A 16271-nucleotide genomic window follows, 5' to 3' on the forward strand; every position below is an offset into this window, starting at 1 on the left:
CTACAGTTTGGCACAGAAATTGCATGTAGATATCTATTAATAATCACTAGAGGTTAGTTATGGTAGCAGATATATCAAACATGCAAGTAGCGCAAAGCACAAACTCACAACAGCCACAAAACCAAGGTCCACAAGTAGAACCAGGCGAATTTAACAAAGCCTTAAATGAGCACATGAACAAGGCAGAAAACAAACCTGCTGAGATGGAATCTAAAAGCCAAGAAACTAAGTCTATAGAATCTAAAAAAGCAGAATCTACAGATGAGCATAAAGTAGCAACTCAAACTGACAAAAACATAGATGACAAAGAAAACAAAACTGCTAAAGACAAAGAGGCAAAAGAAGCTGAGAAAGAAAAAGAAGCAGATTCTATGCAAAAAGAAGCTAACCCTCTAACCACTCAAGCTAAAAAGCCAGAAGACACTACGCCCCCACTAACTAAAGCACTAATAGATACTAAAGATGGCGCTAAGTTAGGCAAGGTAGATGAAAAAGCACTAGATTCTAAAAAAGTAGATGCAAAAGAAGCTATGGATAAAACTATGGCTGATATCAAAAAAGAAGCAGATTCTAAGAATCTAAATCTAGGCAAGGCTACTTTAAGCACTGAGGAAGGGAAGGATGAAAAAGATCCTAAAGAAGCCTTAGATCTAGCCTTAAAAGATAAGGGTGCAAAAGTAGCAAGCACTCTTCAAGCTACAAAAGAACTTACTCCAGAACAAGCTAAGAAAAATAAAGCCTTAGCAGAGCTTTTACAAAAATATAGTCCAGAAGAGATAGCTAAAAGAGAAAAAGCAAATGAAGCTGATGCTTTAACTTTCAAAAAAGATGGTGGAGATGAAGTAGCAGTGATACCAAGAGGAGCTAAGCTACCAAAAGAGATAACAGATTCTAAGCTTAGAAATGAAGCTATGCAAGCTGAGTTTTTAAAAGAGTTAAAAGGCATCATAGGTGAAGAAGGCATAGAAAAACTAGCTGACAATAAAGACGCTATAAAAGGTCAGATGAAAAACATCCAGATACAAAACACACTTGATAGTCTAAAAGACGTCCCTCCAGCAGTCTCTTTAAAGGATGAGCCCTAAGCTCTTAAGACTGTTTAATGCTTGGCTTGAAGATAGACAAGCAAAGATTGATGGAGATGAGAGCTTAAAGCTTCCTGCTGCCTTGCTAAAAGAACTAGGTATCAGTAAAGAAGATGCTAGTTTTAAAACCTTTCTTAAAACCCTAAGCACTAGTGATCTAGATAAGCTTGCTAAGATGGATGATAAAAAAGTGGCTGAGAAAAAAGACTCTTCAGATACTCAAGGCGTTACTAATACACCAAGGAGTGAAGTAGAGTTTAAAAACGCCCAAGCTAGAGAGATGGTAAAAAACTTCGCTTCACAGTTTAGAGAGCAAGTCTTAAACTATAAACCACCTATAACTAAGATAAATCTCGAGCTTAACCCTGCAAGTCTAGGAAGCGTGCATATGAGTATTTCTAAAAAAGGAAAAGACCTAAGTGTTAATATCACTTCAAGTCAAAGTGTTATGAACCTTTTCATGCAAAACCAACAAGACTTAAGAACTAACTTAATGCAGATAGGCTTTAACAATCTTGACCTTAACTTTAGCTCACAAAATCAAAGTGGCCAAAATAACCAGCAAAATATGCAAGATAGTAGCACTCCTATACCACCTACTCCGCTTGATGAAGCTAAAGATACTACTCCTAAGCCTCAAGAAGCAAGCCTTGAGATAATCTTGCCTAACTACGCTTAAAAGTCTAAGGCTTTATAAGCCTTTTAAAGCTAGCCTAGCTACTAACATAAAAGCTAGCTTTTTAAACTCTTACTTATTTAAGAGTTAGAATCTAAGTTTATGTTTTTACTAGCTATAAAAGCTATTTAAATATTAAATTATTAAAAGTTGTAAAGTGCTTTGTTTTTGATTGTTTTTAATAGGCAACTCTAATCTCTTTGCGCTAGGTAACTAAATCTTTATTTCAACAGCTTCTTTTCGCGTTATTTATTATTTGTGTGTTTTTTCTAACCAAAAAGGCTTACCCTCTCCTCACTCCCGCAAAGCCTAAGAAAAAAGTTTTTTTGGCGTGAGCCAAGGGGGAGGGCCTTGGCTCAATTCCGTTTCTAGCAAAGCGAAGTTTCCTCGAAAACGAAGTTTCCTCGAAAAAAACGGCGTAAGCACTACTGTTTACTTGTTCCCGCTTTTTTGCACTACGAAACGGGCTCGAGTAGTGCTTTGCCAAAACAACACACAACTTAAAAAAGTGCAAAGTTCTTAAGCCTTTTTGCCTTTCGTTTTTGTGCTAACAAAAACAAGTGTGCGGGGGATAGGGGGCAATATTTTATAAAATAAAAACTAGGGGGATAAGGGGACTGCTTCGCTAATATAAGTCCCCTTATCCCCCTTGCCAAAAGATAAAGATTCTTTAAAAAATAGATTCTGGAATAAAAAACTTAAGTGCTTAACTGGTTTTTTTGCAAGGTTTACTAGCTACCTATTCCAACACTTTCTTTTTGATATTGCTTATTATTTGTGTGTTTTTTTCTAACCAAAGCGCAAGCTTCCTTGAAACATCACGCGCAAGCACTACTGCTCACTTTTTTTGTGATTTTTGCACCACTAAATAAAGCGAGAATGCCACAGGCCTTAAAAAACTATAATTATTGGAAATTTCATTATATATAGATAGCTGCTCGTTAAAAACGATGATTATAAAAAGCTAATGTGCCTTTAAAAAAGACACACTAAGATAAAGCTTATAAGTTTAAAATGCTTATTTCAACTTATATTTTTTAGCTAAGGCCTCAAGACTACCATCTGCTTTCATAGCATCTATGGCTTTATTTATTTTTTCCATTATCGCTTTGTTTTTACCTTTATCAGTAGCTATACCAAAACCTTCACCATCGCTATCTTCAGTATAAAACTCTGTTAGTTTTGGATACTGTCCTAGATAGTTTACAGCAGTAGCGCCATCAGCTACAACAGCATCTATTTTGTTTGTATCTAAGCTTAAGATAGCCCCTAAAACATCTTTAAAGCTCACTTCACTAGCACCATACTCTTTAGCTACTTGCATAGCTCTTTCTTCTTGCTGGGTTCCAAGATAAGCGCCTATCTTTTTGCCCTTTAAAGATTCTAAATTAGTTATATCAGTAGAGCTTTTACGTTTTAAATATACATTTTTATCTACAAAGTAAGGATGGGAAAAGTCAACTGACTTTGCACGATCTGGAGTGATGTTCATAGAAGAGATTATCAAGTCTACTTTTCCAGTTTTTAAAGCTGGGATTAGCCCATCATAGCTCATATTAACCCACTGAAATTTAAAGCCTGCCCTTTTTGCTATCTCATCTATTAAATCTATATCATAGCCCTTATATTTAGCATCTTCTATATACTCAAAAGGTGGATAAGTAGCATTTACCCCTATGGCTAAGGTCTTGTTTTCATCGCTATGTGAAGTATTACTACAAGCAACCAAAAAAGCACCTACAACAAAAGCAAAGATTAGCTTTTTAGCACTCTTAAACATGGAATCTCCTTTTTTAATGATTTAAAACTTTATTCAAAAACTCTTTTAGTCTATCACTTTTTGGCTGAGTGAAGATGATCTCTGGACTTTCATCTTGAGCAATGTGTCCTTGATCCATAAAAAATACCCTAGTTGCAACATTTTTAGCAAAGCCCATCTCATGAGTAACTACTAGCATGGTTATGCCTTCAGTTGCTACTTCATTTATCATACCTAAAACTTCACCCACCATCTCTGGGTCTAGTGCAGAAGTTGGCTCATCAAAAAGTATCACGTCTGGATTCATACATAAAGACCTAGCTATAGCTATGCGCTGTTTTTGTCCCCCACTTAGCTTGTGAGGTAACACATCAGCCTTATCTTTTAGTCCTACTTTTTCAAGTAGTTTATGTGCCTTTTCCATACACTCATCTTTTGAGCTATAAAGCTTTAAATAAAGTGGGGCAAGAGTTAAGTTTTGAAGCACAGTTTTATTAGCAAAAAGGTTAAAGTGCTGAAAGACCATGCTAGCTTTTTGGCGCACCTTGTTAATGTTAGTTTTTGGATCTAAGATATCTATCCCGCCCATTTTTATATGCCCACTTGTTGGAGTTTCTAGCAAGTTTAAACATCTTAAAAAAGTGCTTTTCCCTCCACCACTAGGACCGATTATAGCTACTACATCACCTTTGTTTATATCTACACTTATGTTGTTTAAAACTATTACGTTGCCATAGTTCTTATAAAGATTCTTAACTTCTATCATCACGTCAGTCATTTCTATTAAGCCTTCTTTCTAATAGTTTCACAAGTACGCTAAATATCTTCACACAAGCATAATAAACCACGCCCGCAAAGATTAGAGGAGTTGGGTTATAGATAACACTTTGAAGACTATTACTTTTCATCGTTAAGTCCATGATACTAATATAGCCAACTATTGAAGTCTCTTTAAACAAAGATATTATTTCATTTGAAAGAGCAGGGATTATGTTTTTAATAACTTGTGGAAAAACTATCTTAAACATGGACGCACTAAAGCCTAGTCCCATAGCCCTTGCAGCTTCTAACTGCCCCTTATCTATAGCACTTATACCACTTCTTACTATCTCTGCTATATAAGCTGAGGAGTTTAGTCCAAGAGCAAGTATTGCCGCGTAGTAGTTATCTCTAAAGGCTGCTAGGATGATGTAGGCAAAAATCATAAGCTGCAAGATTATAGGTGTGCCTCTTATGATGTCTATATACTCATCAATAATAAAGTTTATAACTCTATTTTTTAAAAGCCTTACAAAAGCAAGGATAAATCCAACCACTAAGCCTATGACTATCCCTGATATAGTAAGAGATAGCGTCATACCAAAACTTGCAAGATAAGCTAGCCTGTCATCTTTGCCTATCTGATAAGGGTAGGTAAAGTAAGCTCCAAAGCCAACTATTAAGAAAAAAACTATTACTTTTAGATAAGTCTCTACATTATCATACTTCAACTTCATTACGAAACCCTTTTTTCTTCGTTCCTGTAATGATTGTACCTAATTTTTAAAGGCTTGCTATTTTATTGTAACTTTTGGTGAGTGCTAGATATATTAGTGAGTATTTTTTGCACACATTCCTTATCGCTAAATGGTAAGACTTTATTTTTAAAGATCTGTCCTTCTTCATCACCTTTCCCAAGTATCAAAAGTACACAGTTTTCATCCAGTTCTGTTATAGCTTGTTTGATGGCAGCTTCCCTATCTGCGTTCACATAGACATTACTTACATCTTCCATGCCACCTAAAATATCTTGTATGATGGAATCTGGATCCTCACTTCTAGGATTATCTGAAGTTACATAAATCTTACTGGCATAAGCCTTGGCCACCCTTCCCATTAAAGGCCTTTTAGTCTTATCCCTATCGCCCCCTGCACCAAAGACTACATGGATATTACGCCCTTTAAAGCTTTCAAACATCTTTAACATACCATCTTGTGTATGAGCAAAATCAACTATGATTAAAGGCTTAGTGCTTACTACTTCTGAGCGCCCACTAACTCCCCCAAAGTTGCTAAAAGCAGTGCATACCTCTTCTAATGGTCTTTTAGTTAAAAGCAAAACGCAAGTTAGAGCACACATAGCATTATAAAGATTATGCACACCATAAAGGCTAGATTCTAAAAAGGCATCTTGGCTAGCACTTTTGGGTGGAGAAAAAGTTAGCTGGGCATCAAGACCGTTAGTTAAAGAGTAGGCATTAACCTTTAAAGTGGCCTTAGAATCTAGTGCATAAGAGTAAGTTTTTTTATAAAATCTTAGCCTTGCCACACGTGCATCATCGAGATTTATAACCTTTAAAACCTCATCATCTTGAAAAAAGCTAAGCTTTGCTTCTATGTAGTTTTCTAAGGTCTTATGAAAGTCTAAGTGGTCACTAGTTATGTTAGTTATAGCTTTTAACGCAAAGTTTAAAGAAGAGATTCTATCTTGCACTATGGCGTGAGAGCTAACTTCCATCACAAAGTACTCACATCCTTTATCACAAGCTAGGTCTATATCTTCATAAAGATCTAAAAGACTAGGAGTTGTAAGGCCTTTAGGCTTTATCTTAGAGTCATTCATAAAAAGGCCTCTAGTGCCTAAAAGTGCGCACTTATAGCCTAGATCTAAAAGGGTTGAGTAGATAGCACTTGCAGTGGTAGTTTTGCCATTAGTCCCAGTGATACCCACTATTTTAATATCAGTTTTAAAGTAGTTTTTTAACTCACTAGAATCTATAAACTTAGTTTTATAAGCACTTTGATTTATAGAATCTAAAAAAGAAATATTGCCCGCAGTTATCACAAAGATATCTATGCCTTTTTCTAAATCCCTAGTATCATCACTAAACTTTAACCCTTTAAACTCCTTTATCATCCTTCCCTCCTATATAGTTATAAATGCTCATTTATTTTCTTTTTCTTTTAGACTTATCTCACCTAAGATTTTAAGTACTTCTTCATCCACATAAGGCAAACTTTCTATGTATCTATTTGACATATCAAGATAGTCATTTTTAACTAGCAGCCTTAAAAAGCTATAAAACTCTTCCTTAGTAGAAAAAACTATCTTACTTGAAAACATAACACCCAAAAACCCATCATTAAATCTACCATTTTCTAACAAAGATTCTATATCTGCATAAGAAACTGTATCTGCCCCTTCTAGTACTTGCTTTTTTAAGGCGTTATCATTTGAATTATTAGCTATGTTTTCATCAAAGTTTTCTATAAGCTTTAAGATACCTTTTTGTATCTCTCTTTTATATCTTTTTTGACTAAGCGTTATCATATTTTTATATAAATCATAAATACTTAAAGCCTCAGTCTCAAAGCTTAAGCCTATGTCTGAAAGGAAAAGGCCGATTTTTGATTCTAAGTCATCTTCATCTATCCAAAAAGCCTCTTCATAAAGCTTAAAAGCTTTTTCAAAGTTTGAAGCTAAAAAGGCTTTACTGGCCTTATTTTGAAGGATACGTTTTTTTGCACTACTTACTACGTCATTAGGTCTTATACTTACAACTTTAGATTCTATCATTTAGTCCAACCTTACAACTTTGATATCAGGATGTATATCAGTCTGAAGTGCTCTAAGCACTCCGTTTTTAAGTGTTATGTTTATACTTGGACAGCCTTGACAAGCCCCTAAGAATCTAACATACACAGTAGCATCTTCTATCTTTATAAGCTCTATATTCCCCTTGTCTCTTAAAAGCATAGGTCTTACCCTATCTATACTTGCCTCAACCGGAGAAACTAGCTCTTCATCACTAAAAGGAAACATTGTCTACTCCTCACTATCTAATAAGACTATGTGATTATAGTAATACTTTTTAGTTAATTTAAATTGTGCTTCTTATGATTGGATATCCAAAGTCAAAGGTAGTAGGCTTATAGCCAGTTATATCAAGCGTTACTTTTATGTTTCTTTTTTCACTGCTTGATACTATTGGAAATGCTACTAAGTAGCCTTTTGAATACCTAGAGTCAAAAACTAAATCACTATCTAACTCACCATTTTTAACTTCCCTAATCCACAAAGGCTGAGTGCCATTTAAACTTAAAGACATAAAGTAAGGATCATATATGTCTTTATTAAAGGTCGTGATATTTAAGAAAAAATACTCTTCATTTTGAAAAAATATATTGCCCAAGTCGTTAAGATGGGTTATCTTAACTACCACTATAGGTTTAGAGACACTTGAAAAGATATTAGTCCTAGTTTCTTGAGCGATGCGCTGTATATTTAGATCTTTACCTTGCATAAGCTTAAAGTAAGACTGACAGCCAGCTAAAAGTAGTGCTAGCATAAGGACTAAAAGATACTTCAAAGACAAACCTTTATAAGTAGATACTAATAGCTACTATTTTACAACAAAGCCCTTAGTTATGTTTAATGTTAGGAATCTAAACATACTAGTCTTTGTTAGCAAAGACTATCTATTACTAAACTTGCCAAAAGAATCTTTTACTATCTCTTCTTTTATCCTTTTAAGAAAGGAATCTATATCCTTACTTACAAAGATATTTTCTTTAGGAGTACAGTTCTCCCAAACCTCCTTAAATCTCTTTTCATCATCAGCACCAACATGCTGGGAGTTTTTAGTAAGATTTACAGGATATATCTCTACGTCAGTGCCCCTTCTTTGTTTTAAGCCTTTTCTTATAACCTGACACATATTAGCTGTAGTTAAAAAGTATCTATCTACGTCAGTTGAAAGGGCTGTAAAGATAATGATTCTTTGCTTAGTGTTCCCACTTTTAGAATCTGCTAGGATTTGAGCTGCCCTTATTAAAGCACCTGAAGGTAAAGTGTTGCCATAAGGACTATCTGTAGCTGCTGGAGTTTGGAGGGCATCAGACTTATAGCCACCATTTTCTATCTTAAAAGGTATGGTTGCTATGGGCTTAATATTTAATATATCTCTAGGAGTAGTAAGCCTAACTAGGGGCTGTTCTACTTGTATAAGTTGATCTAGTACAAAGTGGGCACATAATGGATTATCAGGCTTTCTAAGCCTAAACTCAAAAAAGTTACACATCGGCCTGCCCTTAGATCTTATAGTTATATTTGGTTGGGCTGCTTGCATCTGAGTTTGCAAGACTTTAATCTTTGCTTCATCTGATTGGATTAGAGCTAAGATTGCTGCTCCACGTGATGTGCCTTGAACCCTTGCATAAATCCTTCTTAGTGCTTCTAGCTTAGTAGAGAGGTTATTAATCTGCTCTCTTATGCTTGCTAATTGTGGGTTATGCGCTGTTTTTTTACTTTCTTCAAGCCCCTCGATTTGCAAGATTTGATCATACCTTGGATCATACATCCTAACCAAAGGAAACTCTTTAAACTCAAAGATACTCTCTACTATCTTTTCCCTATCTATGCTAGATCTGTTTTCATAAGATCCTAAAGTAGGTGCTAGTCCAAAGCTAGCTATGTTGTTTACAAAGGCAAAAGCTTTGCCATACTCTCCTACAACTTGAGGTGGTACTTTTTCTACAGGAGGCACATCTAAAAGACTCATAAGTCCTGGCTCTTTTACAAACTCTTCACTCAAAGCTACATCAGGAGCACCTAGCTTTTTTTTAGCAGCTACTACATTTTTTATAGTAGCCCTCATAACACTATCATCAGTAGGAGCTTTTGTAAATCTTGACCAATAGTTCCAGTGCCTAACACGCTTAGCTTCTGGTACGATTTGTGGGAAGAAAAGATAGATTCCATCATCATATATATCTTCTTGTGGCCCAACTACTGCATCATGTGGCAAGTCTCTACCTAGGATTTGAGAGTGGACTATCCAAGGTATGACAGCAAACTGAGACTTATGAAGTTCATCTACCCCCATAACTGTGTTAATAAGACTAGCAGCTATAGTTTGCTGGGCATCAATGTACTTAGCAACTCCTGTAGGAGGACTACAAAGCCCTACAGGTATAAGGTTAGAATCTGCCTCACATAAAGCCTTGTAAGTTTTATCTTCAAAGTCTACTTGGCTTTTATTACCTGCATTACTATAGTCCATAATGATTACATAATCGCCTATTGCGCCATTATCAGCCTTTTCTATTTTAGAGCTAGCTGCTAGTTTAGTGCCCCCACTAAAACTCTTATCTACCATATGAGCTAAAAAGCTCCCTTGTGTCATAGACGCACTAACTACTGCATAGCTAGTAAAAAGAGTAGGTGTTTCTTCAACGCTAGAGCTTTTATTACCCGCCATAGCTCTTTGCTTATCACTTAGTTCATTAGGATCTGAAGACTGCGTACCATAGTCTATTTTTATATCGCCTAGATTTGCACTCTTACCTACATAAAATGACGCTAGGGCTTGGGCAGCTTTAGTTATAACTGCTTCATCTTTTGTAGCACTAGCTACAAGACTTGCTTCTTTTAAGGCATCGCCTAGTCTTTGTTGTTTGTTTAGATCTAAGGTTAGATCAAATCCAACTGCCATGATCCCAAAAAGCAAAGGTAGCAAGATAGCAGTAGTAACTGCTATAACACCCTTTTCATCTTGTAAAAAGCTTGTATTTGTTTTAGATTTTATATATTTCATATTTATCCTTATATAAGAAAACTTTTTTATTAAAAGTTATTATCTAGCATAGACCACAGCTTGAGAATCCATATTCACTAAGTTAGTGGCTACATTTGTTTTTAGATAAAAGTTGCTAACTGGCTTAGCACACACACTTACCCTATACATTGGACTCCAATTGCCTACTGGTGTATAAACTGCAGCTTCACTTAAAACGCTAATATCCAAAGACTGCGCACAAAGCATATTACCCCTAGTAAAAGACTTAGTTTCAGTAGGGATGGCAGTAGTTTTATTAGACTTATCAAACTCTATGCTTTCTATCTTTATAGAAAGGTTATCAGCATCCCTAAAAACTCCCTTAGTTAGATTCTTAGTTATAGTAAATATCTCATCAGCTTGGTTTTCATCTAAGGGCTCATTGTTATAAAGCACGCTTCTTTCACGCACTATAGAAGCTAGTGAGTAAGCTAGCCTATCAAGACGCTGCTTCATTAAAAGCACACTTCCAACATCAGCTATAAGCATGATAAGCAGTACAAATAGCCCAAAAAGCAAAGAGGCTTCTATGGCTATAGACCCCCTTTTTTGTTTTAAAAAATTTTTCATTAACGACATCCTTGAGTGAGGCTTTTTAAGTGCGCTGATTTTTTAAGGCTTTTAGTTTTTCTAGTCTTTCTCTTTCTTCTTTATCTATGAGTGGGTCTCTTCTTTCAGAAAAAAAGATATTGCTTGAAGTTATATATCTTGCCCGCTTATCAACCCACGCTAAAGGAAAAAGTGGGCTTACGTGATAGCTTAAGTTATAAATGACTATTTGATTTTCTTGAGGGCTACCAGTACAAGAGTTATTAGCTAGCTCGGTTATATTCTTACAGTATTCTAGATTTAAAGTGAGCTTTTCAGGACTAACAAAAGATAAGAATCTATTTTTCTTAGAATCTAAATACTCTTTATACTTAGTCTCATAACCTTCTTTATAATTAAAACTTGAAGCATAACTTGAAGCATTAAAACCTATATAGCTAATCATGGCGTTTTGATAGATCAAGATAGAAGTCTCTATGATAATCACTATTAATATAAAAAAAGGCAAAAGTAGCATGGCAAACTCTATAGCTGCCACTCCTTTTTTATCTTGCAAAAAGCTTTTATGCCTTAAAAGCTTTGCTAGATTCTTAAGTAGTACTTTAGACATAGCTTTTATCACTTCTCTTGCTTTTTAACTTTTTTAACTTTTTTAACTTTTGTGTTAACTGGCACTGGGGCTTCTATCTCAAACTTAGACACTGCTTCTATGTTGCTTTTTCTTAAAGACCTTATAAGCTTTCTTTGATCTCTAGTTAAACGCTCCTTAGTTGCTATATCAAGTGCTTCTTTATCTTTGTTTTCTTTTACCAACGAAAGGATTAAATCTGCTAAAAGAGTTTCATTCTTAGAGCCACGAAGATAAAGAGGCATAAGGTAGTTAGTAGCAGTTTTATACTCTCTTTTAAGTATATAAAGCATGCCTAGATTAGTATTAACAACCTCATCATCAAGTAATAGCTCTTTAGCCCTTAAAAAGTCTTTTTCAGCTAAGTCAAACTCACGCTGCTTGGCATATATAACACCTCTTATATTATAAGCCCTTGCAAGCAAAGGCTTTTTTTCTAAGACTATATTTATAGAATCTAAAGCTTCTTTATACCTACTTAAAGCATCAAGTGCTTTTGCATTAAGTATTAAAGCATCTAAGTCTTTATTATCTTGAACTAAGGGCTTTAAGTAATAAAGACTAGAATCATAATCTTTAGCATCATAGTAGTTTTGTGAAAGTTTAAGACGTACTTCTTTAGTATCTTGCTTTCTAAGCTTGGCCTTATTTATCTCTATAAGCTCACTATAGCTTTTAGTTGAAAGCAAAATCTTTTCTTTTCTAAACTCATCTTTATAGATATCAGTAGTTGAAGCAAAGTTACTACAACCATACATGAAAATCCCAACAAATACTAAAAATACCTTATTATAAAACTTCATCCTAATGTCCTTAAATTTATATTTTTCTTATAAATGCATATTTCTTACTAATAAAAGCTATGTTAAAAGTTATTCATAACGCGCATAACTCCTGGGGCTGCTATAACTATGATGACTGGGAACATGAAAAAAAGTATCAAAGGCACACTCATCTTTGCAGCTAGCTTTCCTATAATTTCTTCTACTTTTAAAAGCTCACTCTCTCTTATCTCAGCACTAAGATTCATTAAAGAATCATATATCCCACTTCCATACTTCAAGCTTTGTTTTAAGGTCGCACAAAGCATAGATATCTCTTGACTAGGGAGTTCTTTTTGGAGTTCATCAAGGGCTACTTCAAGACCACTTACTTCAGTTTTGGCTATAAGTTTGTTTAAAAAAGGTAAAAAGGCCTTATTAACTTGTTCTATTGAGCCTTGTAAGAAAACTATGGCTTGTTCTATACTCATACCACTTTGAACACAAATTGCTAGTAAGTCTACAAACATGGGTATATCTTTACCTATCTTAGTAACTCTGCTTTGAACTATGTACTTAGCTATATAACTAGGTGCTAACACAAAAAATATAATGGCTAAGATGCCTATTATCCCAAGTGTGCTTTGACTAATCTTTAAATTAAAAAGAATATCAATCACATAAAAAAAGATAAAAACTAAGATTCCATATAAGATCTTAGAGACTACATTTTTATCCATCTTACTTAGATAAGAAAGCACAGGATCGCTTTTTTCTAAGATCTCTTGAGCGTTATTAATCTTAGCTTTAGTATCTTTTTTATAAGCGTAGTCTATGAAGGCTTTTTGACTTTTTAGCAAAAACTGTCTTTTTAGCAAGATGTAAAAAAGGCTTCCAAAAACTATGATAAATACTACGTACAATAAAGGGCTCATCTTAAATCTTCCTCATTAAAAACAGTATGATTAAAACACCTACAAACTCACTCCCTAAAAAGTAGTAAAGTATGTATCTGCCTTCTTCATTGTGCATAACAAAGTCAAAGTTTTCTGGGCTTATAAACTTCATCAAAAACAAAAAGATAAATGGAATAGCTGCTGTTATCTTAGAGCTCATCCTAGCTTCACTAGTCATGGCATTTTTCTTTTTTTCTATGGCTTTTGCCCTCTGATTAGCCATGCTTAAGCGCCCTAGGACTTCTTTTAATCTAGCCCCGCTTTGAAGGGAAACTAAAAGGGCAGTTAAAAAAAAGTAGTAAGTTTTAAAAGGCAAGCGTTTATAGCTAGCTTCAAAGATGCGCGCTGGATCATCTCCTACGTTTAAAGCCCTAGTTATGATGGAAAACTCCTGTTTTAAAACACCATGTAACTGGTTTTCTGCATCTTTTAAAGCTTGATTTATATTATTCCCTGAGCTAATAGCGCCATTTATTAAAACTAGGGCTTCTGGAAAGTTAGATTCAAAGTCTTTTATAACTGACTTTAGATAAAAAGTGCGTGCTAGGTAAGCACCAAAGATTACTCCTGCTAGCAAGACTAAGGCTTTATTAAAGTTTAAAAAGATTCCATTAGCTACAAAAAATACTATGATGCTAATAACTAATATTATTATTCCCTTACTTCTAAATCCAACCCCTCTTTCATAAACCCCTTTAAAAAAAGCACTTAAAAAATCCTCCAAAGCAAGCCTTAGCTTTTTAGTATCCATAGGCTTGCTTGCGTTTAAATTTACAAACTTTTTCATAGAGGCAAGATTTCTTGCATTAACTATAGCACTACCTAGCAAAAACACACCAAAAAGCCCAGTTAGTAAAAAAAGAGAGCTCATTAGCTAGCCTTTTTGTCACTAGCAGATTCTAAAGTCTTATCTAAAAGCTCTTTTACACCAAACATAATGGCATTTTTCTCTAAGATAGAATCTTCTGGCAAGCCATGGCATACATAATTTCCCATTATCTTATTATCTTTGCCTCTTACTGCATCTGGGACAAACTCAAAAATATCTTTTAAGATGATAGCTCCACTATCTTCCATGCCTATGATTTCAGTTACTTTTATAACCTTACGGCTTCCATCATTTAGCCTAGCAATTTGCACTATTAAATTAACAGCTGAAGCAATGTTATATCGTATAGCATTAAGTGGCAACTCAAAGCCTGCCATCATAACTAGGTTTTCTAGTCTTGATATAGCATCGCGTGGTGAGTTAGCATGCACTGTAGTCATAGAGCCATCATGCCCAGTATTCATAGCTTGAAGCATCTCAAAGGCCTCTCCTCCCCTACACTCACCAACTATGATTCTATCTGGACGCATACGCAAGGCATTTATTACTAAATCACGCATACTTACTTGCCCACTTTTTTCAACCCCCGCCATACGTGTTTCAAGCCTCACTAAATGAGGCTGCTTAATCTTAAGTTCAGCAGCATCTTCTAGAGTAACTATACGCTCATCATTACTTATATGCTGAGAGAGGGCGTTTAAAAGTGTAGTTTTTCCACTTCCTGTTCCCCCACTTACTACTATGTTGCATCTTGAGTAGGCTGCTATCATTAAGGTTTGAACTATCTCACGCGACATAGAGCCAAACTCTGAAAGCTCTTCTAAGCTTTTTGAGCTATTATTAAACTTCCTTATAGAGATAGATGTACCATCAATTGCTATAGGCTTTATAACCACATTAAGCCTTGAGCCATCTGGCATCCTTGCATCAACTAAGGGTTGGCCATCATCTATACGCCTTCCCATCTTTGCTACAAGACGCTTAGCTATATCAGTTAGCTGGTCGTTATCTATAAAAGTTTCTTTAGCCTTAGTAAGTTTTCCTCTTGTTTCTATGTAGATGTTTTCTGGGCCATTAACTAAGATATCACTTATATTTGGATCTTCCATCAAAGCCCGTAGTGGCCCTAGTCCCATAACCTCATCGCTAATGGCTTCTGCAAAGAGGCTTAAGTCTTGCACTGAGAGGTAAATCTTTTTATTAGCAGCTACTTTTTGTATAACTTTAGTTATCTCTCTTATTAAAAGCTCTCTATTATCTATGATGGCTTCTATCTTATCTAAGTCTATCTCACCTAAAGTTTGTACTCTTATCTCGCCTAAAAGTTGTTTGGAATCTTTTCTCATTTAACCCTCCTAAAAAGCTTTAAGCCCTTAGGCTTAATATCACCTACTAGCTTGTTAGTTATCTCATTAAGCGCAGTTTGTACTTTTAGACTAGGAGAAAACTTAAACTCATTAAGCTTGCTTTGATAAGGAAGACTTAAGTCAAGTTTAGATTCTAAAAGCTCTTCTATCTTTAAAGCATCTAAGGAATCTCCACTTGGCATCCCGGCTTTATTAAAACAGATAAGTAGCTTTTTTACACCTTGATTCACGCTAGATAAAAAGTTATTAGCCCTTAAAACTTCTTTAGCTTTTCTAATAGAACTAAGAGTGGAATCTAAAACTAAAACACAAGAGTGGGAGTTATTTAATATATGCTCTATCTCATCTTTATTTAGACTTTGTACTGAGTGATCAAAAACTACAAAGTTAAACTTTCTAAAAAGCTCTGCTTCAAAGTTATAAGCTTCATCTTTAAGCTCTCTATAAAGTGAAAGTCCTTCTTCTTTAATATCACTTACTTCAAAGTTACGCCCTGATAAAAGATCTAGGTTAAAACTAGAGTTTATACCTTGCACGCAAAGGACTTTGTTTTTATAGCGCTTATAAATATTATTAGCTAAGCCATAAGATATACTTGAAGCCCCAGCGCCACCTTTAGTTCCTAGCACACTTATTTTTATAAAACCTGCATAGGCATTTAAACTTTGATAGTTTGCTATCTGATCATAGACTAGATTAAGCTGGGAATCAAAGTGAAGATAAAAAATATTCTTTTTTAAAAACTCTTGATATATGGTTATAGAATCATTATTACCTAGTATCACACAAGGAAGACTAGTAGGCAAAAGCTTGCATATCATATCTATATAGTCTTCAACATCCCTATCTATGGTAAGGCAGTCAACTACAACTGCTTGGATATTTTTAGGTATAGAATCTGGAGGCAAACTAAATATATCGCCTTTTAAACTTGTAGCACTAGATCCTTTTAAACTTAGGTGTTCAACTATCAAAGCAAGTCTTTGTGTGTCTTTTCCTATAACTAAGACCTTGCTTTCTTTGGAATCTTTTTCTTTATTAAAAAATGAAAAATCCATAACTTGC

At 34.9% G+C, this 16271-nt stretch carries 17 protein-coding genes; 2 read left to right on the top strand and 15 right to left on the bottom strand.

Annotated elements, in window-relative coordinates; translation table 11 throughout:
• Nucleotides 1–59 precede the first annotated feature (59 nt).
• Both BKH43_RS00175 and BKH43_RS00180 read left to right on the top strand, forming a co-directional pair.
• The gene (locus BKH43_RS00175) at nt 60–1085 is read left to right on the top strand and encodes a hypothetical protein (RefSeq protein ID WP_095227279.1); all 1026 of its coding nucleotides are present in this window, start codon (nt 60–62) and stop codon (nt 1083–1085) included.
• The gene (locus BKH43_RS00180; RefSeq protein ID WP_095227281.1) at nt 1075–1764 is read left to right on the top strand and encodes a flagellar hook-length control protein FliK; all 690 of its coding nucleotides are present in this window, start codon (nt 1075–1077) and stop codon (nt 1762–1764) included. Before BKH43_RS00175 ends, BKH43_RS00180 begins: the two co-directional genes overlap by 11 nt.
• Nucleotides 1765–2779: 1015 nt before the next feature.
• Here the strand turns inward: BKH43_RS00180 and BKH43_RS00185 are convergent.
• The 15 genes from BKH43_RS00185 to BKH43_RS00255 form a co-directional block, all read right to left on the bottom strand.
• Nucleotides 2780–3541 carry a transporter substrate-binding domain-containing protein gene (locus BKH43_RS00185; protein WP_095227283.1) on the bottom strand — a complete coding sequence of 254 codons (762 nt, stop codon included), beginning with the start codon at nt 3539–3541 and terminating at the stop codon, nt 2780–2782.
• Between the two features lie 13 nt (nt 3542–3554).
• On the bottom strand, nt 3555–4286 hold the full coding sequence (locus BKH43_RS00190) for an amino acid ABC transporter ATP-binding protein (protein WP_095227726.1): 732 nt from the start codon (nt 4284–4286) through the stop codon (nt 3555–3557).
• Nucleotides 4287–4290: 4 nt separating this feature from the next.
• Entirely contained in the window at nt 4291–5016 is a 726-nt protein-coding gene (locus tag BKH43_RS00195; RefSeq protein ID WP_095227285.1) for an amino acid ABC transporter permease, read from the bottom strand.
• 62 nt (nt 5017–5078) lie between these two features.
• The gene (locus BKH43_RS00200; protein ID WP_095227287.1) at nt 5079–6416 is read right to left on the bottom strand and encodes a UDP-N-acetylmuramoyl-L-alanyl-D-glutamate--2,6-diaminopimelate ligase; all 1338 of its coding nucleotides are present in this window, start codon (nt 6414–6416) and stop codon (nt 5079–5081) included.
• A gap of 27 nt (nt 6417–6443) precedes the next feature.
• The gene (locus BKH43_RS00205) at nt 6444–7076 is read right to left on the bottom strand and encodes a hypothetical protein (protein WP_095227289.1); all 633 of its coding nucleotides are present in this window, start codon (nt 7074–7076) and stop codon (nt 6444–6446) included.
• Entirely contained in the window at nt 7077–7322 is a 246-nt protein-coding gene (locus tag BKH43_RS00210; protein ID WP_095227291.1) for a NifU family protein, read from the bottom strand. It lies immediately after the preceding gene.
• Between the two features lie 58 nt (nt 7323–7380).
• Nucleotides 7381–7869 carry a hypothetical protein gene (locus BKH43_RS00215; RefSeq protein WP_095227293.1) on the bottom strand — a complete coding sequence of 163 codons (489 nt, stop codon included), beginning with the start codon at nt 7867–7869 and terminating at the stop codon, nt 7381–7383.
• Between the two features lie 105 nt (nt 7870–7974).
• The gene (locus BKH43_RS00220) at nt 7975–10095 is read right to left on the bottom strand and encodes a TadE/TadG family type IV pilus assembly protein (RefSeq protein WP_095227295.1); all 2121 of its coding nucleotides are present in this window, start codon (nt 10093–10095) and stop codon (nt 7975–7977) included.
• A 39-nt stretch (nt 10096–10134) separates the two neighbouring features.
• Entirely contained in the window at nt 10135–10686 is a 552-nt protein-coding gene (tadF, locus tag BKH43_RS00225) for a tight adherence pilus pseudopilin TadF (RefSeq protein WP_172402271.1), read from the bottom strand.
• Between the two features lie 25 nt (nt 10687–10711).
• Nucleotides 10712–11287 (bottom strand): TadE/TadG family type IV pilus assembly protein, encoded by a 576-nt coding sequence (locus tag BKH43_RS00230; protein ID WP_095227299.1) that lies wholly within the window; start codon nt 11285–11287, stop codon nt 10712–10714.
• Nucleotides 11284–12096: a hypothetical protein gene (locus BKH43_RS00235; RefSeq protein ID WP_095227301.1), complete on the bottom strand. Its 813-nt coding sequence runs from the start codon at nt 12094–12096 to the stop codon at nt 11284–11286. The genes BKH43_RS00230 and BKH43_RS00235 overlap by 4 nt, the downstream gene beginning before the upstream one ends.
• A gap of 62 nt (nt 12097–12158) precedes the next feature.
• Nucleotides 12159–12989 carry a type II secretion system F family protein gene (locus BKH43_RS00240; RefSeq protein ID WP_095227303.1) on the bottom strand — a complete coding sequence of 277 codons (831 nt, stop codon included), beginning with the start codon at nt 12987–12989 and terminating at the stop codon, nt 12159–12161.
• A gap of 1 nt (nt 12990) precedes the next feature.
• Complete coding sequence (locus BKH43_RS00245; RefSeq protein ID WP_095227305.1) at nt 12991–13881, bottom strand: type II secretion system F family protein; 891 nt, start codon at nt 13879–13881, stop codon at nt 12991–12993.
• Entirely contained in the window at nt 13881–15185 is a 1305-nt protein-coding gene (locus BKH43_RS00250; RefSeq protein WP_095227307.1) for a CpaF family protein, read from the bottom strand. The genes BKH43_RS00245 and BKH43_RS00250 overlap by 1 nt, the downstream gene beginning before the upstream one ends.
• Nucleotides 15182–16264 carry a hypothetical protein gene (locus BKH43_RS00255; protein WP_095227309.1) on the bottom strand — a complete coding sequence of 361 codons (1083 nt, stop codon included), beginning with the start codon at nt 16262–16264 and terminating at the stop codon, nt 15182–15184. The genes BKH43_RS00250 and BKH43_RS00255 overlap by 4 nt, the downstream gene beginning before the upstream one ends.
• Nucleotides 16265–16271 lie beyond the last annotated feature (7 nt).

Source organism: Helicobacter sp. 13S00401-1 (genome assembly GCF_002272925.1).
Classification (GTDB): Bacteria; Campylobacterota; Campylobacteria; order Campylobacterales; family Helicobacteraceae; genus Helicobacter_I.